Source organism: uncultured Plantibacter sp., from assembly GCF_963518075.1.
In the GTDB taxonomy this organism is placed as follows: Bacteria; Actinomycetota; Actinomycetes; order Actinomycetales; family Microbacteriaceae; genus Plantibacter; species Plantibacter flavus_A.
In genome coordinates this window covers 101258-124753 of sequence record NZ_CAUQHZ010000005.1, presented here as the reverse complement: position 1 = coordinate 124753, position 23496 = coordinate 101258, and the positions used below count along the sequence as shown (strand labels likewise).

Here is a 23496-nt window from a genome sequence, read left to right as displayed (position 1 = left end):
GCGAACTGTCACTCGCCGCTCGTCCCGGCGGTCGGGACTGTGCCGGAGCGACAGTTCGCGGGTATGGGTGGGAAGGGCTGGTGGGCGATGGGTGCGAAAAGTTTCCAATAGGTGATGGGGAAGTTGCGGGGAATCGTGCGGCGGGGCTAGCTTCAGGGCACCGCAGCGAAGCGATCCGGAACCCCGGGGCCGCAGCTGCGCGAGCAGCTCGGGAGCGTTGCACATGGAGGGAAGCGGACGGCCGGAACTCCGGGTCGCGATGATCGGATACGGCTTCATGGGAGCCGCACACTCGCAGGCCTGGCGCACCGCACCGCGCTTCTTCGACCTCGACGCGGAACCGGTCATGGCCACGATCGTCGGCCGCAACGCCGAAGCACTCGAAGCGGCCCGCGTGAAGTTCGGCTGGGAGTCGGCCTCGACCGACTGGCGGAGCGTCATCGCCGACCCGTCCATCGACATCGTCGACGTCTGCACGCCCGGCTCGTCGCACGTCGAGATCGCGATCGCCGCCCTCGAAGCCGGCAAGCACGTCCTCTGCGAGAAGCCGCTCGCCAACAGCGTCGAGGAGGCGGAGCTGATGGTCGCCGCGGCCGAGGCGGCGAGGGCCCGCGGCGTCCGCTCCATGGTCGGCTTCAGCTACCGTCGTGTGCCCGCCATCGGCTACGCCCGCCAGCTCATCGCGGAGGGCGCGCTCGGCGACGTCCGCCAGATCCGCGCGCTCTACCTCCAGGACTGGCTGAGCGACGCGGAGGGCCCGATGACGTGGCGCCTCGACAAGGATCAGGCCGGCTCCGGCTCGCTCGGTGACATCGGCGCGCACGCCATCGACCTCGTGCAGCACCTGACCGGCGCCCGACTCGACACCGTCAGCGGGACGCTCGCCACCTTCGTCACCGAGCGACCGCTCCTCGGTGAGACCGTCGGCCTGAGCGGGACCGCCTCGGAGGAACGCGGCGCGGTCACCGTCGACGACGCCGCCTGGTTCACCGCGAAGCTCACGGGCGGACTCGCGGACGGCGCGATCGGTGCCTTCGAGGCCACCCGCTACGCGACCGGCCGGAAGAACGCGCTCCGCATCGAGCTGAGCGGCTCCCGCGGAGCCATCGCCTTCGACCTCGAGCGGATGAACGAGCTGGAGGTGTACGACGCCACCGCTCCTGCCGGCAAGCAGGGCTTCACGCGCATCGTCGTCACCGAGCCGGAGCACCCGTACATGGCCGCCTGGTGGCCGACCGGCCACGGCATCGGCTACGAGCACCCGTTCTCGCACCAGGTGCGCGACCTCGTCCAGGCCATCACCGCCGGCACCGATCCCGAGCCGTCCTTCGCCGACGGGCTGCAGGTCCAGCGGGTCCTGCGAGCCGTCGAGTCGAGCGCCGCGAACGGCAGCGCCTGGACACCCACCGACTGATCCGTCCCCATCGCACCATCAGCAGCAGCACCCACCAAGGAGAGAACGCAATGACGCTTCGTACTTCATCCCGCCGTCGGACCCGACTGGCCGCAGTCGCCCTCGGCGTCTCGGCCCTCATGCTCGGCGCGACCGCCTGCTCCAGCGGCGGCGGTGCCCCGAGTGGCAGTGCCACCCTCTGGGGCCTCACCGGCACCGACGAGGACACCGTCCTCGGCCCGTCGCTCAAGGAGTGGAACGCCGCCAACGCCGATGGCCAGATCGCCGCGACCTACTTCCAGAACGACGCCTACAAGACCAAGATCCGCACGGCCGTCGGCGCGGGCAGCGCTCCGACCATCATCTACAGCTGGGCGGGCGGCACCCTGAACTCCTATGTGGACGCCGGCAAGGTCGCCGACATCACCTCGGAGACCGCGGACGCGAAGGGCAAGTTCCTCGAGTCCGTCTGGAACCAGGGCGTCATCGACGACAAGGTCTACGCGGTGCCGATGAACGCCACCACGCCGATCATGTTCTACTACAACAAGGACGTCCTGAAGGCCGCCGGGGTCGAGGTCCCGACGAACTTCGACGAGATCGTCGACGCCATCCCCAAGCTCAAGGCCGCAGGCGTGGCCCCGTTCTCGCTCGCCGGTGCCTCCAAGTGGCCGTCGCTCATGTGGGAGGAGTACCTCGTCGACCGCGTCGCCGGACCCGAGGCCTTCAACAAGATCATGGCTGGCGAGGCCGACGCGTGGAGCGACCCCGGCATCATCGAGGCGAACGAGAAGATCCAGGAGCTCGTGAAGGCCGGCGCGTTCGTCGACGGCTACGCCTCGGTCACCGCCGACAGCAACGCCGACGTGGCCCTGCTCTACACGGGCAAGGCCGCGATGATGCTCCAGGGCGCCTGGGTCATGACGACCTTCAAGCAGCAGGCGGCCGAGTTCGCCGAGAAGGGGCTCGGTTACACGACCTTCCCCGCTGTCACCGGTGGCAAGGGCGACCCGTCGAACATCGTCGGCAACCCGTCCGGGTACTTCTCCATCTCCGCCTCGGCGACGAAGGAGCAGAAGGCCAGCGCGCTGAAGTACCTCACCGAGGGTGTGTTCGACAAGGGTTACATCGACCGCATGGTGAAGGCCGGCCAGGTGCCGCCCATCACCGACATCGACTCGGAGATCGCGGACGCCGGCGGCGACTTCGGCACGACCGTCTACGACCTGACGAAGAACGCCAAGAACTTCCAGATGTCGTGGGACCAGGCGCTCCCGCCGGCACAGGCGACCGCGCTGCTGACGAACCTCGACCAGCTGTTCAACCTGCAGATCACCCCGCAGGAGTTCTCCGACAACATGAACAAGACGATCGGACAGTGATCTCCCGATGACCGTCACCCGTCCATTGAACGGGGCCCGAGGGGCCGGTGCGGCAGCGATGCGCCGCCGCACCGGCCCCAGTGGCTGGATGGTCGCGCCGGCGCTGGGCTTCTTCCTCGTCTTCGCGATCATCCCGCTCATCGTCGCCCTGTACCTGAGCTTCACCCGCTGGGACGCGATCACCGACCCCGCGTGGGTCGGCCTCGACAACTGGGCCTCGGTCCTCGTCGACCCGGTCGCGATCGACGCGCTCGTCCTCACCCTCAAGGTCATCGTGATCTCCTGGATCGTCCAGACACCGATCAGCCTGCTGCTCGGGACCTGGACCGCCGGCAAGCAGCGCAACCGGGCCGTCCTCGGCGCGATCTTCTTCCTGCCACTCCTGCTGTCGTCGGCGGCGACGGCCATCGCGTTCAAGGCGATCCTCGACCCGAACTTCGGCCTGTCGGCGTCGCTCGGCATCCCGTTCCTCAAGCAGGACTGGCTCGGCAACCAGCAGCTCGTGCTCTTCGTCGTGATCTTCATCATCGCGTGGCAGTTCGTGCCCTTCCACACGCTCCTGTTCCAGGGTGGCGTGCGGCAGATCCCGGCGTCCCTCTACGAGGCCGCCGAGATCGACGGTGCGGGGACGGTCAAGCAGTTCTTCCACATCACGCTCCCGCAGCTGCGGTACACGCTCGTGACGTCGTCCACGCTCATGATCATCGGTTCGCTCACCTACTTCGACGTGATCTTCGTGCTCACCGGCGGCGTTCCGAGCGCGGGCACCCGCATCCTCCCGATCCTCATGTACGTGACGGGCTTCTCCGCGAGCCAGTTCGGGCAGGCGAGCGTCATGGCGATCATCCTGGCCGTCATCGGTCTCGCCATCGCCCTGCTGCTCACCAAACTGAGCGGCTTCGCCAAGATGGACAGTCAGCAGGAGGGCCTCTGATGTCAGCGACCAACCCACTCACGAAGCCCGGTGCGCTCCCGACCGGGAGCCTCGACACGGTCAGCGTCTCGACCGCCGGGTCCAAGCGCGGACGCCCGGCCGAGCACGAGACGCGAGGCAGGCGCCCCCGCGGTGCCCGCCGAAAGCCGAACATCATCGGCGGGATCGGCGCATGGATCTGGCTGCTCATCATCGTGCTGCCGATCTACTACATCGTCATCACGAGCGTGCGCCCGCAGGCCGGGTTCTTCTCGAGCAACCAGCTCATCCCGCCCACCGACCCGACCCTCGACGGCTACGCCCTCGTCCTGCAGAGCGACTTCTTCCTCTATCTCGGCAACAGCGTCGTCATCACCGTCGCGAGCGTCGCCGTCACCGTGTTCGTCTGCCTCATGGCCGCGTACGCGATCGTGCGCACCAACTCCCGGTTCACGCGGGGAGCGTTCTCGTTCTTCCTGCTCGGCCTCGCGATCCCGCTGCAGGCGACGATCATCCCGCTGTTCTACATGCTCAGCAAGGCGGGACTCTACGACACCCTCCTGGCGCTGATCCTGCCGTCGATCGGCTTCGCGGTGCCCGTGACCGTGCTCATCCTGTCGAACTTCATCCGCGACATCCCCAAAGAGCTGTTCGAGTCGATGACGGTCGACGGCGCGTCGAGCTGGCGGACCCTCGTCTCGCTCGTCCTCCCGCTCGCCCGGCCGGCGATCGTCACGGTCGCGCTCTACAACGCGCTCAACGTGTGGAACGGCTTCCTGTTCCCGCTCGTGCTCACGCAGTCGCCGAGCAACCGGGTGCTGCCGTTGTCGCTGTGGACGTTCCAGGGCTCGTTCAGCGTGAACGTGCCGGCCGTGCTCGCCGCCGTGGTGCTGTCGACCCTGCCGATCTTCATCCTGTACCTGTTCGGCCGACGCCAGTTGATCAGTGGCATGACCGCCGGCTTCAGCAAGTAGTGCCGGTCGCGAGTCGACCGGAGACCGAACCACCCCCTGAGAGGAACACATGACTGACAAGCAGGCGCTCGTGGTGCGAGGCGGCTGGGACGGGCACATGCCCGTCGAGACGACCGCGGCCTTCATCCCCTTCCTGGAGGCGAGCGGGTTCACCGTCCGCGTCGAGGACGGGACCACCGTCTACACGGACACCGACTACCTCGACACGGTCGACCTCATCGTGCAGATCAACACGATGAACACCATCGAGCCGGAGGAGTTCGCCGGCCTGCAACGCGCCGTCCTGAACGGGACGGGTATGGCCGGTTGGCACGGCGGGATCGCGGACTCGTACCGCAACAACGCCGACTACCTCCACATGATCGGTGGCCAGTTCGCGCACCACGCCGGCAAGGACCCGGCCGAGCGGACGGGGGAGCAGTCCGACAACTACATCCCCTACACCGTCCACATCACCGAGTACGGCCGGACGCACCCCATCACCGAGGGGATCGAGGACTTCGACCTCGTCACCGAGCAGTACTGGGTGCTGAGCGACGAGTACAACGACGTCCTCGCGACGACGACGCAGGAGGTGCGGCCCTGGGACGCGTGGAACCGTCCCGTCACGGCGCCCGCCATCTGGACCCGCCAGTGGGGGAAGGGCAGGATCTTCGTGTCCGCGCCCGGCCACCGCATCGAGATCGTCGAAGACCCGAACGTCCGCACCATCATCGAAAGGGGCCTGCTGTGGGCAGCGCGCTGAACGGGCCATTGGAGAGCACCGGAGGGTCCGTCCTCCGGGTCGGCGTCATCGGCGTCGGCAACATCTCGAAGCAGTACTTCGCCGAGTTCCCGAAGCTGCCGAACCTCGAGCTCGTCGTCGTCGCGGACCTCGACCTCGCCCGCGCCGCGGAGGTCGCCGCCGAACAGGGCGTGCGGTCGTCGAGCGTCGACGAACTGCTCGCCGACCCCGAGGTCGACGTCGTCCTGAACCTCACCATCCCGGCCGCGCACGCCGAGGTGGCGCTCCGGGCCCTCGAGGCCGGCAAGCACGTCTACGGGGAGAAGCCCCTCGCGCTGTCGACCGCCGAGGCGCGACCGGTGCTCGAGCTCGCGGCGGCGAAGGGCCTCCGCGTCGGCAGCGCGCCGGACACCGTCCTCGGGTCCGGGGTCCAGACGGCGCTCGCCGTGCTCGACAGCGGCGCCATCGGTCGGCCGATCGCCGCAGCCGTCGCCTGGAGCGCCCCGGGACATGAGCTGTGGCACCCGGCCCCCGCGTTCTACTACCAGCCGGGTGGCGGACCGCTCCTCGACATGGGGCCGTACTACCTGACGAGCCTCGTGTCGTTCTTCGGTCCCGTCGTGCGGGTGTCGGGCGCGGTCGCGCGGTCGGATCGTGAGCGGTCGGTCGCGACCGGAGCGCTGGCCGGGACGCCGATCCCGGTGCACGAGGAGGTCGACACGCACGTCACCGCGATCCTCGAGCACGCGAACGGGGTGGTCTCGACCGTGACGGTCTCGTTCGAGGTGTGGGCGAGCCGCGCGCCGCTCTTCGAGGTCTACGGGACGGGCGGGACGGTCGCCGTGCCCGACCCGAACCGGTTCTCGGACCCGGTGGAGATCGCGACGGCCGACGACCGCACCTGGCGTGCCGTCCCCGACAGCGCCGGCTTCGTCGACGCCGGGCGCGGGGTGGGCCTGTCGGACCTGGCCGAGGCGATCGAACAGGACCGACCGCATCGGGCATCGGGTGACCTCGCGTTCCACGTGTTGGAGATCATGGAGGCGATCATCGTCGCCGGTCGTGAGCACCGCGTCGTGGAACTGACGAGCACCGTCCCCCGCCCGGCGCCGGTGCTGCAGCCCGCCTCCGTCGCCTGAGTTCCTCCCCTTCCCCCTGCCCGCGAACTGTCACTCGGCGCTGGTCCGGACGGCTGGAACTGTGTCGGAGTGACAGTTCGCGGGCACGGGAGGGGACCGGATGGTGTGCGAGGATGGGCTGATCCGAGCACACATTTGGGGGAATGATGTCGTTCACACGAGCACACCGACGTCCGGTCGGCACCGTCCTGGCGATCGCAGCAGCACTCGCATTGGCCGGATGCTCGGGCGGCGCGGGAGCATCGACGCCCGCACCGACCGAGACCGTCACCACGACGGCCACGCCGACACCGACGCCGACGCCGACGCCGACATCCACCGGTCCCGACCTCGCCGATCCCGCGTCCTGGATCGTGTCGTTCACCGGGCTCGGCCCGATCGAGGTCGGTGCGCCGATGGAAGGCACGGCGTCGTTCATGACCGCCTTCACCGTCGCGATGCAGGAGGCGTGCCCGTGGGTGACCGCCTACGCCGCCGACGGGCTGCCCTCCGTCTGGCTCCCCGATCCGCAGAGCACCGGCGTCGTGGGCCAGATCGTCCTGCAGGCGTGGGGCGGGCCTGCGGCTGCGGCGGTCGCCGCCTCACCGAAGACCGCTGAGGGCGTCGGCGTCGGATCCACCCTCGAGGAACTCCGGGCCGCCTACCCGGCGCTCACCGAGCAGCAGGGCAAGTACGCCGTCTTCTACGCCGTCACCGACGACGCCGGACACTGGATCAACTTCTCCGTGACCGACGACCTCGTCGACGGCATCGTGGTCCGCGACGAAGCGAAGATCGACAGCGAGTACTGCGGCTGATCCGCCTCAGCGGGAGACCGGGACGACCCGGACGTCCCTGAGCGCGCCGTCTTCGACCCGAGCGGTCATCATCGTGCACTCCGGTTGACGACGGCGGTCCGTCGGCGACCCGGGGTTGAGCAGACGCAGGCCGGTGGGCGAGACCGAGTCCCACGGGATGTGGCTGTGTCCGAAGACCAGGACGTCGGTGTCGGGGAAGGCCTCGTCGGCCCGTCGCTCGCGACCGGTCGCCGCCCCCGTCTCATGGACGACGGCGAACCGCAGTCCGTCGAGTTCGAAGCGCGCGACCTCGGGAAGGCGCGCGCGGAGACCTGGGCCGTCGTTGTTGCCGAAGACACCGACGAGGCGGGCAGCTCGGGTCTCGAGGGCGTCGAGGGTCGCCTCGTCGACCCAGTCACCCGCGTGGACGACGACGTCTGCTGCGTCGACGGCGGCCCAGACCGCGTCCGGCAGGACCTTCGCCCGCTTCGGCAGGTGGGTGTCGGCGAGGAGGAGCAGCGAGGTCGGCATGTTCCCACGGAAGCGGATCGCGCCGACCTCGTCAACCGGGTGGTGCTCCCGCGCCTGTCCACCGGCACGGGGGCCGGGCCGTGGACCCCCGTTCACGGACACTCCCGCAGGAGGGGCGACTAGGGTGATCCCATGCCCGCAACCGACCTTCGTTTCTCCGGGAGGATCGCCGGCTACGGCACCACGGGTGGCGTCCGCATCGTCCTCGGGCTCTGGTCCACCTCGCCGTTCGGCTCGTTCGCCGACGCGATGATCGAGGACTCCCGCGGCAAACGCCTGCTGCTCGCGCCGACCCAGGAGATCGCCGACTTCATCTCCTCCACGTACACCTTCGACGACGTCGAGATCGGCACCGTCGGCTGGACCCGCCTACCGACGGGGCTCCGCTTCGTGGGCGGTCCGCTCGACACGACCCTCCGCATCGGCGGGAGCTCTCCGCTCGGTCGTGCGCTCCGGGTCGTCCCCAAACCGGTGGCCGTGAACCCCGTCTGGCTGCAGACGATCGACCCCCTCGCCCGCGTGCTCCAACCCGGCGCCCGGACGGCGGGCTCCGCGGGCAACGGTCGACGCGAGTACTACGGCGTGACCGGCGCCCGCCGCATCACCGCCGCCACCGCGAGCTGGTCCGGTGCCGACCTCGGCACCCTCGCCCGACTCGACCCGCCCGTGCGCTTCGGCTTCGGCTCCGCGCCGGCCGACCCGCACCTCGTCGACATCGTCACCACGGTCCGCCAGCCCGCCTGAGCTGCTCGGGCGTCGCGCTGCTCACCCGCTAGCCGGTGCCGGTGCCGGTGCCGGCGTCGCAGGAGGAGATCCGCGTGGTGGCAGGACGTCACTCAGCCGAACGTCCTGCCACCGTGCCGATCTCCTGCTCCCGCGCCGCGGACCATCCAGACGTCGACCTCGTCCTCGCGTTCGAGCGTGAAGCCGTGGCGCTCGTAGAGGCGGCGGGCCGGGCTGCCCTGCAAGACGTTCAGGCGGAACGGGCGCGGGTCGCCGTCGTCGGCCAGGAGCCGTGCGAGCACTGCGGTACCGAGGCCCGCGCCCTGGTGTTCGGGCGCCAGATAGAAGTGCTCCAGCCACCGCTCGTCGGGTTCCGGGCGGAGGGCGACCAGCCCGGCCGTGATGCCCTCGACCTCGATCACCGAGGTGTGTTCCGGTCGATATCCGCCGAGGAAGCGCTGACGCACACGGGTCTCGTCGTAGCGGCCGAGGCGCTCGAGGTCGGGTCGCATGACGACGGCACGCAATTCGGCCATCCAGGTCGAGTCGTCGATGGTGGCGGGGCGGAGTGTCCAGGCGGCGGGCATCCGTCCAGTCAACCATCCGCGGCCGGAGGCGGGCGAACCGGCGTGTGCTCGGATAGGGGACACTGGAGGGATCGAGCAGAGGGTGTGCGTGTGAGCGAGTCGACAGCGGCCGGGGCGGGTCCAGCGTGCGGATCCGGCATGGGGAGCGGACTCGACTCGGTGCGCCGTCGCAACCTCGGCCGGATCGTCGAGCTCGTGCATCAGGGCGGCGTGCAGTCGCGGTCGGCGCTCACGAGGACGACCGGGCTCAACCGGTCCACGGTCGCCGCGCTCGTCACGGAACTCGCCTCGATCGGTATCGTCACGGAGTCCGTCCCGGTCGGTGGGCAGGGTGTCGGCCGGCCGTCGCCACTCGTCTCCGCCGGCCCGCGAGCCGTCGCCTTCGCAGCGAACCCGGAACTCGACGCGATCACGGTGGCGGCCGTGCGACTCGGCGGCGAGGTCCTCGAGCGCGTGCGTCGCGAGGTCGACACGACACCGACGGCGGCCGAGGCGACGGCGATCATCGCGCAACTGGTCGCGGAACTCGCCGACCGCCTGCCCGAAGAAGCTCGCGGCGGCGGTGGGATCGGGCTGGCGGTCCCCGGTCTCGTCCGGGACGCCGACGGGGTCGTCCGGCTCGCACCGCACCTCGGGTGGGTCGACGAGCCCTTGGTCGAACGGCTGCGTGCCGCGACCGGTCGTGCGGTGTTCGCGGCCAACGACGCGAGTCTCGGCGCCCGGGCGGAGCGGACCTTCGGGGCGGGCCGCGGTATCGACGACCTCGTCTACCTGAACGGTGGCGCGAGCGGTATCGGTGGTGGCATCATCGCCGGCGGCCGACCCGTCGGTGGTGCGCGCGGCTACGCGGGGGAGTTCGGCCACACCTCGGCGACGACCGCCGGCAATGCGCTCGAAGACGCCGTGCGACGCAGCGAGCTCCTTCGTGTCGCCGGTCTCGCCGCCGGGGACGACGCGGTCCTCGAAGCGGCGCTCGCCGAGGGCATCGCGGCCGATCCGGCCGGGGCGATGCGGGAGGAGGTCGTCCGGCAGGCCAGGACGCTCGGACGGGCGCTCGCCGGGACGGTGAACATCCTCGACCCCGAACTCGTCGTCCTCGGTGGTCATCTCGGGATCGTGCTCGAACTGGCGTCGGAGGAGTTGCACGATGCGGTCCGTGAGCGGGCGCTCGTCCCGCCGTTCGAGGACGTCACGATCGTTCGTGCGGAACTCGGCCAGGACCTCCTGCTCATCGGTGCCGCGGAACTCGCGTTCGATCGACTCATCGCGGACCCCGCCGCCTGGTGATCGTCGCCCTGGGGGCTGTCGGCCTGGTGGTCAGCGCGCTGCGCTGACGCGAGATGTGCTCACCCGGCGTCAGCGCGGTGCGCTGGCGCGAGATCACCCGAACAGGCGTGGGCGCGGGGCGTGGACTCGAGCGCGGGTCTCCGGAGGGGCGCGCTCACGCGTGTGACCCGCGCTCGCGTCAGCGCACCGCGCTGGCGCCACCACGACACACCACGACGACACGAGGGTCAGAAGGCCGGGCGACCCGTCGACTTCCGCACGATGAGCTCCGGCTCGATCGTTCCGCGATAGCCGACGGCGTCGACCTCGAGGTTGCCGAGCAACCGCGCGACACAACGACGCCCCAGCTCGTCGAAGTCCTGCCGCACCGTCGTGAGCGGCGGCCAGAAGTGGGGCGCTTCCGGGATGTCGTCGAACCCCACGATCGACACGTCCCGGGGCACGTCGTACCCCTCGTCGCGGATCGCGTGGATGAGACCGAGCGCCATCTGGTCGTTCGAGGAGAAGATCGCGGTGAAGTCGCGCACCCGCATGAGTTCGATCCCGGCGCGATAGCCGAAGTCGGCGGTCCAGTCACCGAGGATCGGCGCGGTCGTCGGCACGTCCTGCGCGCTCATCTCGGCGAGGAAGCCGTGCATGCGCGCCTCCGCCTCGATCCAGTCCTGCGGGCCGGCGAGGTGGTAGATGTTCCGATGCCCGAGCTCGATGAGGTGCCGCGTCGCCAAGCGTCCACCGGCGACCTGGTCGACGCCGATCGAGTGGTCGTCGAGGTCACCGCCGGACTGCACCGCGATGAACGGCACCCGTACCTGCAGCTCCTCGATCGCCCGGAACACCCGGACCTGCGGTGCGATGACCACGATGCCGTCGACCGACTGCGCGAGCAGATGCTCGACGGCGGCGACGATCGACGCGTCGGAGACGTCGGGCAGGTTGGCCGTGCTGACGAGGTACCCGGCGTCCTTGCTCGCGTTCTCGATCGCCTGGATCATGCTCGCCGGACCGTACTGCGACCGCTGGCTCGCGAGCACGCCGATCGTCCGCGACCGACTCGTCACGAGTGCCCTGGCGGCCCGGTTCGGACGGTAGTTGACCTCGTCCATGACGGCGAGGACCCGGTCGCGGGTGGAGTCGCGGATGCTCGGATGATTGTTGAGCACCCGTGAGACCGTCTGGTGGGAGACCCCGGCCAGGCGCGCGACATCGCGGATATTGGGGGCTCGCCCCCGTTCGGCGTCGTCGCTCACGGATTCCTCGGACCTCGATGTGCACGGTCACATTTCGTGCTGCACCCATTATGCACACGCGTCAGCCCCCCCCCCGACGGATCGGGTCCCCCAGGGCGCGTGGAGCCACGGAGGGGTCCGCGACGGTACCGTTGGGGGATGGATACCGAAAGCGTCGCCCGCGTCATCGAAGCCACCGACTTCTCGGGCGTCGTGCTCGTCAAGCGCGGTGACGAGACGCTCTTCGAGGCCGCCCGAGGCCTCGCCTCGAGGGAGCGCGACGAACCCATCACGCTCGACACCCGCTTCGACACGGCCTCCATCACGAAGCTCTTCACCGCCGCCGCCGTGCTCCAGCAGGTGGACGCCGGACACATCGACCTCGACGAGTCGATCCACGAGTACATCGACCTCGACGGCACCACCATCCGCCGCGACGTCCAGCTGCTCCACCTGCTCACCCACACCTCCGGCATCGCCGACGACGCCGACGAGACCGCCGGCGAGAGCTACGACGATCTCTGGGCGGAGCGCCCGGCCTCGTCGATCCGCGAGACCGCCGACCTCCTGCCGCTCTTCGCCGACAAGGAGCCGCTCGCGGCCCCCGGCGAGGAGGCGAACTACGTCAACGCGGGCTACGTGCTGCTCGGGCTCGCGCTCGAGGGGGTGACGGGGCTGCCCTACCGCCAGCTCGTCGAGCAGCAGGTGTTCGCGCTCCTCGGCATGGACCACTCGGGCTTCGTCGACCGCCGGACGGGCGAGCCCGGCCTGGCCGAGGGGGGCGACGTCGACGACGACGGCGTCTGGCACTCGAACGCCGAGGCGTTCCCACCGCTCGGCGGCCCGGACGCCGGTGCACAGTCCACCGCGGGCGACCTCATCACCTTCCTGCGCGCCGCCCGCGACGCGAAGATCCTCACCGCCGAGCTGACCGAGGAGTTCACCTCGCCGCAGGTCGAGGTCGACGAGGAGATCTCCTACGGCTTCGGCTTCGAGTTCGACGTCGACGAGGACGGCCAGGTGCGATCGATGTACCTCGACGGCGTCAACCCCGGTGCGAGCGGCATCGTGCGCACCTACTTCGGCCCGACCGCCGCCGACGCCATCGACGTCGTCGTGCTGTCGAACTCCGAGGACGGCGCCTGGGACGTCATCCGCGCGATCGACGCCGAACTCTAGGCGTCCACTGGGATCTGCCGGGCACATCCCCGGTTTCCGGCCATGCCGATCGGGGCGTAGCTGCGCCCCCGGCACGTGCTTGCACGGGCACGCTGAGAGCGCGACCATGCCCCGGCAATCGCCGGTTATGAAAATGAGACCCATCCCGACTTGACATCAGGTGGAGGTCTGGGGCTATCGTGTGACACACAATGTGAACGGTCACATTCGGAGTGACGAGGAAGTCGACGTGGGAACGAAGCGCAATGGAGCGAGCAGGTCGGCGATGAGCCGCCTCCCGATCCACGGCACCGATCGATCCGACCACAGCTCCCTCTCGGCCCGGCTCTCCGCCGGCCACCTCTCCCTGCACCCTCGCCGGCACCACGACGAGGCGCCCGCACCCGCACCCGCGAACGCCACGTAACCGACGAGCGGCCTCGATGAGCTGGACACATCGATGCCGACAGACCTGCGCATGACAATGACGTCCAAGCAACTCCCTAGGGAAGGAACCACACAGTGAAGAAGAGAATGCTCCTCGCCACGCTGGCCGCAGGCACGATGATCGTGTCGCTCGCCGGCTGCTCCGGCGGTGCAAGCGGCGGATCGGGCGGCGGCGAAGGCGACGGCAAGCTCGTCGGCGTCGCGATGCCCACCAAGAGCTCCGAGCGCTGGATCCAGGACGGCAACGCCGTCAAGGAGCAGCTGGAGAAGGAGGGCTTCAAGGTCGACCTGCAGTACGCCGAGGACGACATCCCGACCCAGGTCTCGCAGATCGAGAACATGATCACCAAGGGCGCCTCCGTCCTGATCATCGCCTCGATCGACGGCACCACGCTCACGAGCGTGCTGCAGGAGGCCAAGGACGGCGACATCCCCGTCATCGCCTACGACCGCCTGATCCGCGACAGCGAGAACGTCGACTACTACGCGTCGTTCGACAACTACAAGGTCGGCGTGCAGCAGGCCAACTCGGTCCTCAACGGCCTCGGCCTCGTCGACCTCGAGGGCAAGCCCACCGAGGGCGCACCCGCCGGTCCGTTCAACATCGAGATGTTCGCCGGCTCGCCCGACGACAACAACGCCACGTTCTTCTGGGACGGCGCTCAGGACACCCTGAAGCCGTTCATCGACGCGGGCACCCTCAAGGTCGCCAGCGGCCAGACCTCCTTCGAGCAGGCTGCAACGCTCCGCTGGGACGGTGAGACCGCGCAGAAGCGCATGGAGAACATCCTCACGTCGACCTACTCCGACGGCAGCAAGGTCAACGCGGTCCTGTCGCCCTACGACGGCATCTCGCGAGGCATCATCTCGGCGCTGACCGACGCCGGCTACTCGGTGGGCGACGGCTGGCCCGTCATCTCCGGCCAGGACGCCGAGCTCGACTCGGTCAAGGCCATCGAGTCCGGCGAGCAGTACGCGACCATCTTCAAGGACACCCGCCAGCTCGCTGCCGAGGCCGTCAAGATGGCCGTCGCCGTGCTGAACGGTGAGAAGCCCGAGGTCAACAACACCGAGGACTACGACAACGGCAAGAAGGTCGTCCCGTCCTTCCTCCTCGAGTCGCAGATCGTCGTCAAGGACAACATCAAGGAGGTCCTCGTGGACTCCGGGTACTGGACCGAAGACGAGATCAAGGGCTAGTCAGTCCTGCAACACCCCTTTCGACAGGCTCAGGGAACGGAATCACTTCCGATCCCTGAGCCTGTCGGAGGGCCCGGTTCAACGACGATCACCTGTAAGGAGACACGGTGTCAGGCGAGACCACGAGCATCCTCGAGATGCGCAACATCATCAAGACCTTCCCCGGCGTCAAGGCCCTCTCGAACGTCACGCTCGATGTGCAGCGCGGTACCGTGCACGCCATCTGCGGTGAGAACGGCGCCGGCAAGTCGACGCTCATGAAGGTGTTGTCCGGCGTCTACCCGTTCGGCACCTACGAGGGCGACATCGTCTTCGAGGGCGAGACGATGGAGTTCAAGGACATCCGCGACTCGGAGTCCAAGGGCATCGTCATCATCCACCAGGAGCTGGCCCTCAGCCCCTACCTCTCCATCGCGGAGAACATCTTCCTCAACAACGAGCTGAAGGGGCCGCTCGGCCTCATCGACTGGAACCGCACCAACCAGGAGGCGGCAGCACTGCTCGCCCGGGTCGGCCTGCGGGAGAACCCGACGACCAAGATCCTCGAGATCGGCGTCGGCAAGCAGCAGCTCGTCGAGATCGCGAAGGCCCTCTCGAAGCGCGTGAAGCTCCTCATCCTCGACGAGCCGACCGCAGCGCTGAACGACGAGGACTCCGACCACCTGCTCGACCTGATCCTGCACCTCAAGGAGCAGGGCATCACGTCGATCATCATCAGCCACAAGCTCAACGAGATCAAGAAGGTCGCCGACACCGTCACGGTCATCCGCGACGGCAAGACCATCGAGACGATCGTGAAGAACGACGTCACCGAAGAGCGCATCATCAAGGACATGGTCGGCCGCGACCTCGAGCACCGCTACCCGGACCACACGCCGAACATCGGCGAGGAGATCCTGCGCGTCGAGGACTGGACCGCCCACCACCCGCAGGACCCGACCCGCGTGATGGTGGACGCTGTCAACCTCAACGTCCGCGCCGGTGAGATCGTCGGCATCGCCGGCCTCATGGGCGCCGGCCGCACCGAGTTCGCGATGAGCCTGTTCGGTCAGTCGTACGGCAGCCGGATCAGCGGCAAGGTGTTCAAGAACGGCACCGAGATCCGCACGCGCACGGTGTCCGAGGCGATCGACAACGGCCTCGCCTACGCCACCGAGGACCGCAAGTACTACGGCCTCAACCTCATCGAGGACATCAAGCGGAACATCTCGATGGCCTCGCTGAAGAAGCTCGAACGCGGCGGACTCGTCAACGACAACGAGGAGTACAAGGTCGCCGAGGAGTACCGGAAGAGCATGAACATCAAGGCTCCGAACGTGCTCGCGAAGACCGGGAAGCTCTCGGGCGGCAACCAGCAGAAGGTCGTCCTCTCGAAGTGGATCTACTCCGACCCCGACGTCCTCATCCTCGATGAGCCCACCCGTGGGATCGACGTCGGCGCGAAGTACGAGATCTACACGATCATCAACCGCCTCGCCGCCGAGGGGAAGGGCGTCATCGTCATCTCCTCCGAGCTCCCCGAGCTCATCGGCATCTGCGACCGCATCTACGCCCTCAGCGAGGGCCGCATCACCGGCGAACTGCCGATCGAGGAAGCGAACCCCGAAGCGCTCCTCAAGCTCATGACCATGGAGAAGCCCCGCTGACGCGGGCGCGGACGGATCGAAGGAGAACCGCAATGTCCGATCTGGACACCAAACCCACCGTCCCGGCAGGCGACGGCACCGCCGCCGGCGGCCTCGTCAACCCGGCCACCAACCGCTTCACGAGCTGGCTGACCCACATCCTCAGCGACCTCGGCAAGAACGGCATCTTCATCGCCCTCCTGCTCGTCGTCGTGTTCTTCGCCGTCATCACCGACGGCATCCTGCTGCGGCCGCAGAACATCTCCAACCTGATCGTGCAGAACGGGTACATCCTCGTCCTCGCGATCGGCATGGTGATGGTCATCATCGCCGGCCACATCGACCTGTCGGTCGGTTCCGTCGCGGCCTTCGTCGGTGCGGTGTCCGGTGTGTTCGCCGTGCAGATGCAGATGCCGTGGTGGATCGCCGTCATCCTGTCGCTCGCCATCGGCGCGCTCGTCGGTGTCTGGCAGGGCTTCTGGATCGCCTACGTCGGGATCCCGGCGTTCATCGTGACCCTCGCCGGCATGCTCATCTTCCGCGGCCTCGCGCTCGTGGTCCTCGGCAACGCCAACATCGGTTCCTTCCCGGCGGAGTACCGCGCGCTCGGCAACGGCTTCCTGAACGACGTGTTCGGTGACTTCCCGATCGACCCGCTCACGCTCGGGATCGGCGTCATCGCCGTCGTCGGCCTCGTCGTGCAGCAGGTCCGCACGCGCCTCGGCCGTCAGAAGTACGGCCAGGAGACCGAGCCGTTCCCGTGGTTCGTCGCCAAGCTCGTCCTCATCATCGCGGGCATCGGCTTCTTCGTGTACGCCCTCGCCGCGTACAAGGGCATCCCGGTCACGCTCATCGTGCTGGCCGTCCTCGTGCTCGTCTACGGCATCGTCATGAACCGCTCGGTCTTCGGCCGCCACATCTACGCGATCGGCGGCAACCGTCACGCCGCGGAGCTGTCCGGCATCAAGACCCGCAAGGTCGACTTCTTCCTGTTCGTCAACATGGGCTTCCTCGCGGCGCTCGCCGGCCTCATCTTCACGGCCCGCCTGAACCTCGCCGGTCCGAAGGCCGGTGACGGCTTCGAGCTCGAGGCTATCTCCGCCGCCTTCATCGGTGGAGCCGCGGTGCAGGGTGGCGTCGGTACCATCGGCGGCGCGATCATCGGTGGTCTCATCATCGGTGTGCTGAACAACGGTATGTCGATCATCGGCCTCGGCATCGAGTGGCAGCAGGCCGTCAAGGGTCTCGTGCTGCTGCTGGCCGTCGCGTTCGACGTCTACAACAAGCGCCGCAGCGGCGGACGCTGATCCCGAGGTCCGCGACAGCGGAACCCGGATCGATCCGACGCATGGACATCCACCACGGAGGCGAGAGCACCGGCGACCTGGCCGGTGCCCTCGCCTCCGTGCGTGGGGGCGAGGCGACCGCCCCGCCCGAGTCCTCATCGGCCATGCCGGCGCTCGCCGTCCTGCGGGACGGCACGCCGCTGCTGGAGGTGCCCTTCAGCACGGTGCACGCCGTGCTCGGCCCGGTCTCCGCGCTCCGGCACCTGATCGCGCGGTTGTCCGGGACGGCTCCCGCCCCGCGCGGCGTGACCGGGTCGTCCGGTTCCGAGACGGCGCTCGTCGCCGGTCGACCGGCGCGGTTGTCGTCCCGGGCCGCATCGAGCGCCTCCGGGGTGGCCGTCGTGACGGCCGGGCAGGCCATCAGCTGGTCGCAGACCATCGGCGAGAACGTGCTGCTCGGCTCCGAGCGTGCCACGGGCCTGCGGGAGACGGTCATGCGGCTCCTCCGAGGACCGTCCGCCGACCGGACGTCCGTGGCGCAGAGCGATGCCGCGCGGATCCACCACGCTCTGCGTGTCGTCGGGCTCGACCGGTCACCCGCGGACCCCGCCGGTGCCCTGTCGGTCGTGGAGCGTCGGCTCGTGGAGCTGGCCAGGGCGGTCGCCGCGGAGGCCTCGCTCATCGTGATCGACGACAGCGGACCCGCGCTTCGAGCGGACGAGGTCGAGCGCTGGCGGCAGGCGATGGTCGAGGTGGCCCGAGTTCCTCGAACCGCCGGCCCAGCACCCGGCGTCCTGCTCGCGACCGGGGCCGTCACCGGGCTGGCGGGCGTCGCATCGACCGCGACCGTGCTGGCCGTCGGCGGTGCCCACTCACCCTCGATCCGACTGACTCCCGACAGCGGTGAACGCGAGGTGCTCGAAGCCTTGGCCGATGGTGCGCTCGCCCTCGACGCCGCAGGTCCGGCCGGGGCCCGCTCGTGGACATCGGGCACCGTGACGGTTCCTACGGATCGGGTGTCGGGCACCGGCCTCGCCGTCGAACACTGGACCGCGAGCCACCCGGCGGACCCCGAGCGGACCGTCGTCGACGACCTCTCTTTCGCCTGTGCACCGGGGGAGGTGCTCGGGCTGTTCGGTCCGCCCGACTCCGGTGCCGGGGAGGTGCTGCTGAGCATCTTCGGGCGATCGTACGGTGCACGGACCCGCGGTTCGGTCGCGCTCGACGGTGCGGCGGTCGACGTCTCGACGACGGACCTGGCGCGCGCCGCGGGGGTGCTCTACACGACCGAGCATCCGATCCGCTTCGACCTCTCCTTCCTCGGCGGAGTGCCGTCGAGTGTCTCCCCGGACGCCCTCACGAGGATGGTCAGGCTCGGTGTTGCCGACGCGCGCCGCGACTACCGGGCGACCACCGTGCCGAGCGGCCTGGTCGCCGCACTCCCCGGCGTGCACCGCGGGCCGGACGCCGACCAGTTCACCGAGTCGCTCCGGATCATCGCGGACACGGGGGCACGCGCCGTGCTGCTCGCCGAACCGTTCGGTGCGACGGGCGCCCCCGGCTCCGAGGACGGACGCCGGCGGGCTGAGCGGTGCGCCCTGATCCGATCGCTCGCGGCGTCCGGCCGGGCGGTCGTCGTCTCGAGCGAGGACCCGGCGGCGCTCGCGGCCGTCTGCGACCGGGTCGTCGCCGTCCGCGCGGGCCGGATCGTGGGGACCGTCGGCGCTGCTGACGCGCCGGATTCCGAGCCGCTCGACGCACGCGCCGTCATCGAGGCGATGGGCGGTCTCGCATGAGTCGAGTTCGCGTCGTCCTGTGCATGGCCACGGCAATATACAACGTTGTACACTGGAGTGCGGCGCTTTGATCCACCCGACCGAGCAGCCGCCCCCACCCGCTTCACCACAGCATCGCGAATCAACCGAGCACCAGATCGACGAAGGAGTCCCACCGGTGAACACCGAGCAGAACCCGGCCGCCAGCGCCCCCGAGCAGGCGACAGCCACGCACGCCGAGACCTACACGATCGGCGTCGACTTCGGCACGCTGTCCGGCCGAGCCGTCGTCGTGCGAGTGTCCGACGGCGCCGAACTCGGGTCGGCGGTGCTCGACTACCCGCACGCCGTCATGGATCGGGAGCTCGCCTCCACCGGCGCCGCGCTGCCGCCCGACTGGGCGCTGCAGGTGCCGGCCGACTACGTCGCCGTCATGCAGTCCGCCGTGCCGCGCGCCGTCGAGGCCGCCGGGATCGACCCCGCCGCCGTCATCGGCATCGGCACCGACTTCACCGCCTGCACGATGGTCCCCGTCATCGCCGACGGGACGCCGCTCAACGAGCTGCCCGAGTACGCTGACCGCCCGCACGCCTACGTGAAGCTGTGGAAACACCACTCCGCGCAGCCGCAGGCGGACCGCATCAACGAGCTCGCCGCCAAGCGGGGCGAGTCCTGGCTGCCGCGATACGGCGGGCTCATCTCGAGCGAGTGGGAGTTCGCCAAGGGCCTCCAGCTCCTCGAGGAGGATCCCGAACTCTACGAGCGCATGGACCACTGGGTCGAGGCGGCCGACTGGATCATCTGGCAGCTCACCGGCACCTACGTCCGCAACGCCTGCACCGCCGGCTACAAGGGCATCTACCAGGACGGCGCCTACCCGAGCCACGAGTTCCTCGCGGCCCTCAACCCCGCCTTCGAGCGCTTCGCCGACGACAAGGTCGCGAACGAGATCGGTGAGCTGGGCGCCGCCGCCGGCACCCTGTCGGCCGAGGCCGCTGGATGGACCGGTCTCCGCGAGGGCATCGCGGTCGCGGTCGGGAACGTCGACGCGCACGTCGCGGCACCCGCGGCGCAGGCCGTCTCGCCCGGCCAGATGGTCGCGATCATGGGCACCTCCACCTGCCACGTCATGAACGGCGACGTCCTCCGCGAGGTCCCGGGCATGTGCGGCGTCGTCGACGGCGGCATCATCGCCGGCCTCTACGGCTACGAGGCCGGGCAGTCGGGCGTCGGGGACATCTTCGCCTGGTACGTCGCGAACCAGGTCCCCGCCCGATACACCGAGGAGGCTGCGGCGCGTGGTGTCAGCATCCACGAGCACCTCACCTCCCTCATCCAGGACCAGCCGGTCGGCGCGCACGGCCTCGTCGCCCTCGACTGGCACTCGGGCAACCGCTCGGTCCTCGTCGACCACGAGCTCTCCGGCACCGTCCTCGGCCTGACGCTCACGACCCGCACCGAGGAGGTGTACCGCGCATTGTTCGAGGCGACCGCGTTCGGCACCCGGAAGATCGTCGAGACGTTCAACGCCTCGGGCGTCCCCGTCACCGAGTTCATCGTCGCCGGCGGTCTGCAGCGGAACCCCTTCCTCATGCAGACGTACTCCGACATCCTCCGCCTGCCGATCTCCATCACGGCGAGCGACCAGGGGCCTGCGCTCGGCTCGGCCATCCACGCCGCCGTCGCCGCCGGGGCCTACCCGGACGTCCCGGCCGCCAGCGCCGCGATGGGCAAGGTGAACCGCGCCGTCTACACGCCGAACGAGGCGGCGGCCGACGCGTACGACCTGCTCTACGCGGAGTACGCGACGCTGCACGACTACTTCGGTCGCGGCGCCAACGACGTCATGAAGCGCCTGAAGCGCATCCGCCGCGCCGCCCTCGGTGGCGGCGTCGACGGCCTGTCGACCGACACCGAGACCACCGCCCTCGAAGGAGCCACCGCGTGAACACCTACTCGCCCGAGATCGAGGTCGCGATCGCGCGCGTCCGGTCCGACGTCGCCAAGCTGCACGGCGAGCTCGTCCGGTACGGGCTCGTCATCTGGACCGGCGGCAACGTCTCCGGGCGGGTGCCGGGAGCCGACCTCTTCGTGATCAAGCCCTCCGGCGTCGACTACGACGACCTCGCACCCGAGAACATGATCCTCTGCGACCTCGACGGCAACGTCATCCCGGGCACGCCCGGCGCTGAGCGGTCGCCGTCGAGCGACACCGCGGCGCACGCATACGTCTACCGGCATATGCCCGAGGTCGGCGGCGTCGTCCACACCCACTCCACCTACGCGGTGGCCTGGGCGGCACGCGCCGAGCCCATCCCGTGCGTCATCACGGCGATGGCCGACGAGTTCGGCGGAGAGGTCCCGATCGGTCCGTTCTCGATCATCGGCGACGACTCGATCGGACGCGGCATCGTCGAGACGCTGACCGGTCACCGGTCGCGCGCCGTACTCATGCAGAACCACGGGCCGTTCACGATCGGGAAGGACGCCCGCGACGCCGTGAAGGCCGCGGTCATGGTCGAGGACGTCGCCCGCACCGTGCACATCTCGCGTCAGCTCGGCGAGCCGAAGCCCATGCCGACCGAGGCGATCGACGCCCTGTTCGACCGATACCAGAACGTCTACGGCCAGGCGCCGCAGGGCGCGCTCTGACCAGAACTACCTCCGGCCCCTGAGCCTGTCGAAGGGCAGGGACCGCCGCACCGAACTCCGGTCCCTGAGCTTGTCGAAGGGCCCACCCACTCAGAAAGCAGACCCACCCATGCCGAAGCCCACCACCACGCTCGACCACTACACCGTCTGGTTCCTCACCGGCAGCCAGAACCTGTACGGCGAGGAGACCCTCCGTCAGGTCGCCGAGCAGTCCCAGGCCATCGCCGCCGAGCTCGGCGCCGCCGCCGACGTCCCCGTGCGGATCGAGTGGAAGCCCGTCCTCAAGGACTCCGAGTCGATCCGTCGGGCCATGCTCGACGCGAACGCCGACGACAGCGTCATCGGTCTCGTCACCTGGATGCACACCTTCAGCCCGGCCAAGATGTGGATCGCCGGCCTCGACGCGCTGCAGAAGCCGCTGCTGCACCTCCACACGCAGGCGAACGTCGAGCTGCCGTGGTCGGAGATCGACTTCGACTTCATGAACCTCAACCAGGCGGCACACGGCGACCGCGAGTTCGGGTACATCCAGACGCGTCTCGGCGTCGCCCGCAAGACGGTCGTCGGCCACGTCTCCGACCCGCGCGTCCAGCGTGAGGTCGGCACCTGGCAGCGCGCCGCCGCCGGTTGGGCGGCCACGCACGAGCTCAAGCTCGCACGCTTCGGCGACAACATGCGGTACGTCGCCGTCACCGAGGGCGACAAGACCGAGGCCGAGCTGCGCTTCGGGGTGCAGGTCAACACCTGGAGCGTCAACGAGCTCGCCGAGGCCGTGCACGCGTCGACGGACGCCGACATCGACGCGCTCGTCGCCGAGTACGAGGAGCTGTACGACGTCGTCCCCGAGTTGCGGAAGGGTGGCGAGCGGCACGAGTCGCTCCGCTACGGCGCCGCGATCGAGCTGGGCCTGCGCTCCTTCCTCGAGGCCGGCGACTTCGCCGCGTTCACGACGAGCTTCGAGGACCTCGGCGAGCTGCGTCAGCTGCCGGGCCTCGCCGTCCAGCGCCTCATGGCCGACGGCTACGGCTTCGGCGCGGAGGGCGACTGGAAGACGGCCGTCCTCGTGCGTGCCGCGTCCGTCATGGGCGCCGGCCTCCCCGGTGGCGCCTCGCTCATGGAGGACTACACGTACCACATGGAGCCCGGCAACGAGCTCATCCTCGGGGCGCACATGCTCGAGGTCAGCCCGACGCTCTCCTCGGCTCGTGCCACCCTCGAGGTGCACCCGCTCGGCATCGGTGGCAAGGAGGACCCGGTGCGCCTGGTCTTCACGGCCGACTCCGGCCCCGCCGTGGTCGTCGCGATGAGCGACATGCGCGACCGCTTCCGGCTGACGGCGAACGTCGTCGAGGTCGTCCAGCCCATCGAGGCCCTGCCGAAGCTGCCCGTCGGGCGCGCCGTGTGGAAGCCGGCTCCGGACTTCGCGACCTCGGCCGCTGCCTGGCTCACCGCCGGCGCCGCGCACCACACCGTCATGTCGACCGCCGTCGGGGTCGAGGTCTTCGCCGACTTCGCGGAGATCGCCAAGACCGAGCTCCTCGTGATCGACGAGTCGACCACCACGCGCGACTTCCAGCGCGAGGTCCGTTGGAACAACGCGTACTACCGCCTGGCCCAGGGGTTCTAGCCTCGGGACGATCCGACCGAGACGGCCTCCTGCCCACCAGCGGGAGGCCGTCTCGCGTCGTGCTGTCGTCG

Annotated in this window: 20 protein-coding genes; 17 read left to right on the top strand and 3 right to left on the bottom strand. The window is 69.3% G+C overall.

The features are described 5' to 3' along the window. Positions 1–223 precede the first annotated feature (223 nt). From RWN05_RS08415 to RWN05_RS08385, 7 genes are all read left to right on the top strand, one after another. Positions 224–1414 (top strand): Gfo/Idh/MocA family oxidoreductase, encoded by a 1191-nt coding sequence (locus tag RWN05_RS08415; RefSeq protein WP_314139252.1) that lies wholly within the window; start codon positions 224–226, stop codon positions 1412–1414. Between the two features lie 50 nt (positions 1415–1464). After that, positions 1465–2775 (top strand): extracellular solute-binding protein, encoded by a 1311-nt coding sequence (locus tag RWN05_RS08410; protein WP_314139251.1) that lies wholly within the window; start codon positions 1465–1467, stop codon positions 2773–2775. A 7-nt stretch (positions 2776–2782) separates the two neighbouring features. Beyond that, on the top strand, positions 2783–3709 hold the full coding sequence (locus RWN05_RS08405; RefSeq protein WP_071258845.1) for a carbohydrate ABC transporter permease: 927 nt from the start codon (positions 2783–2785) through the stop codon (positions 3707–3709). Beyond that, positions 3709–4662: a carbohydrate ABC transporter permease gene (locus tag RWN05_RS08400; RefSeq protein WP_314139250.1), complete on the top strand. Its 954-nt coding sequence runs from the start codon at positions 3709–3711 to the stop codon at positions 4660–4662. The genes RWN05_RS08405 and RWN05_RS08400 overlap by 1 nt, the downstream gene beginning before the upstream one ends. Before the next feature lie 49 nt (positions 4663–4711). Continuing rightward, positions 4712–5407: a ThuA domain-containing protein gene (locus tag RWN05_RS08395; protein WP_079003216.1), complete on the top strand. Its 696-nt coding sequence runs from the start codon at positions 4712–4714 to the stop codon at positions 5405–5407. Continuing rightward, the gene (locus tag RWN05_RS08390) at positions 5392–6525 is read left to right on the top strand and encodes a Gfo/Idh/MocA family protein (RefSeq protein WP_240555542.1); all 1134 of its coding nucleotides are present in this window, start codon (positions 5392–5394) and stop codon (positions 6523–6525) included. Before RWN05_RS08395 ends, RWN05_RS08390 begins: the two co-directional genes overlap by 16 nt. Before the next feature lie 146 nt (positions 6526–6671). Then, on the top strand, positions 6672–7322 hold the full coding sequence (locus tag RWN05_RS08385) for a hypothetical protein (RefSeq protein WP_314139249.1): 651 nt from the start codon (positions 6672–6674) through the stop codon (positions 7320–7322). Between the two features lie 6 nt (positions 7323–7328). Here the strand turns inward: RWN05_RS08385 and RWN05_RS08380 are convergent, their stop codons facing one another. After that, positions 7329–7832 carry a metallophosphoesterase gene (locus tag RWN05_RS08380; RefSeq protein WP_314139248.1) on the bottom strand — a complete coding sequence of 168 codons (504 nt, stop codon included), beginning with the start codon at positions 7830–7832 and terminating at the stop codon, positions 7329–7331. Positions 7833–7964: 132 nt separating this feature from the next. Here RWN05_RS08380 and RWN05_RS08375 point away from each other — a divergent pair, with 132 nt between their 5' ends. Further along, the gene (locus RWN05_RS08375) at positions 7965–8576 is read left to right on the top strand and encodes a hypothetical protein (RefSeq protein ID WP_064295001.1); all 612 of its coding nucleotides are present in this window, start codon (positions 7965–7967) and stop codon (positions 8574–8576) included. Between the two features lie 92 nt (positions 8577–8668). On the opposite strand, the gene RWN05_RS08370 is transcribed toward RWN05_RS08375, so the two are convergent. Then, positions 8669–9142 (bottom strand): GNAT family N-acetyltransferase, encoded by a 474-nt coding sequence (locus tag RWN05_RS08370; RefSeq protein WP_314139247.1) that lies wholly within the window; start codon positions 9140–9142, stop codon positions 8669–8671. Positions 9143–9280: 138 nt separating this feature from the next. Between RWN05_RS08370 and RWN05_RS08365 the strand changes: the two genes are divergently transcribed. Further along, the gene (locus tag RWN05_RS08365) at positions 9281–10429 is read left to right on the top strand and encodes an ROK family protein (RefSeq protein ID WP_314139246.1); all 1149 of its coding nucleotides are present in this window, start codon (positions 9281–9283) and stop codon (positions 10427–10429) included. Between the two features lie 227 nt (positions 10430–10656). Here the strand turns inward: RWN05_RS08365 and RWN05_RS08360 are convergent, their stop codons facing one another. After that, complete coding sequence (locus tag RWN05_RS08360; RefSeq protein ID WP_064294998.1) at positions 10657–11676, bottom strand: LacI family DNA-binding transcriptional regulator; 1020 nt, start codon at positions 11674–11676, stop codon at positions 10657–10659. A 138-nt stretch (positions 11677–11814) separates the two neighbouring features. Here RWN05_RS08360 and RWN05_RS08355 point away from each other — a divergent pair, with 138 nt between their 5' ends. From RWN05_RS08355 to araA, 8 genes are all read left to right on the top strand, one after another. Further along, entirely contained in the window at positions 11815–12834 is a 1020-nt protein-coding gene (locus RWN05_RS08355) for a serine hydrolase domain-containing protein (protein ID WP_314139244.1), read from the top strand. Positions 12835–13347: 513 nt separating this feature from the next. Then, complete coding sequence (chvE, locus tag RWN05_RS08350; RefSeq protein WP_079003210.1) at positions 13348–14460, top strand: multiple monosaccharide ABC transporter substrate-binding protein; 1113 nt, start codon at positions 13348–13350, stop codon at positions 14458–14460. A gap of 137 nt (positions 14461–14597) precedes the next feature. Beyond that, the gene (gene mmsA / locus RWN05_RS08345; RefSeq protein WP_064295024.1) at positions 14598–16106 is read left to right on the top strand and encodes a multiple monosaccharide ABC transporter ATP-binding protein; all 1509 of its coding nucleotides are present in this window, start codon (positions 14598–14600) and stop codon (positions 16104–16106) included. Between the two features lie 32 nt (positions 16107–16138). Beyond that, complete coding sequence (gene mmsB / locus RWN05_RS08340; RefSeq protein ID WP_064294995.1) at positions 16139–17392, top strand: multiple monosaccharide ABC transporter permease; 1254 nt, start codon at positions 16139–16141, stop codon at positions 17390–17392. A 41-nt stretch (positions 17393–17433) separates the two neighbouring features. Further along, the gene (locus tag RWN05_RS08335) at positions 17434–19167 is read left to right on the top strand and encodes a hypothetical protein (RefSeq protein ID WP_314139243.1); all 1734 of its coding nucleotides are present in this window, start codon (positions 17434–17436) and stop codon (positions 19165–19167) included. Between the two features lie 229 nt (positions 19168–19396). Next, positions 19397–21094: a ribulokinase gene (gene araB, locus RWN05_RS08330; protein WP_399542903.1), complete on the top strand. Its 1698-nt coding sequence runs from the start codon at positions 19397–19399 to the stop codon at positions 21092–21094. Beyond that, positions 21091–21798 (top strand): L-ribulose-5-phosphate 4-epimerase, encoded by a 708-nt coding sequence (locus RWN05_RS08325; protein ID WP_071258853.1) that lies wholly within the window; start codon positions 21091–21093, stop codon positions 21796–21798. Before araB ends, RWN05_RS08325 begins: the two co-directional genes overlap by 4 nt. 109 nt (positions 21799–21907) lie before the next feature. After that, positions 21908–23425, top strand: a complete 1518-nt coding sequence (gene araA, locus RWN05_RS08320; protein ID WP_056014267.1) for an L-arabinose isomerase — start codon at positions 21908–21910, stop codon at positions 23423–23425. Positions 23426–23496: the final 71 nt, after the last annotated feature.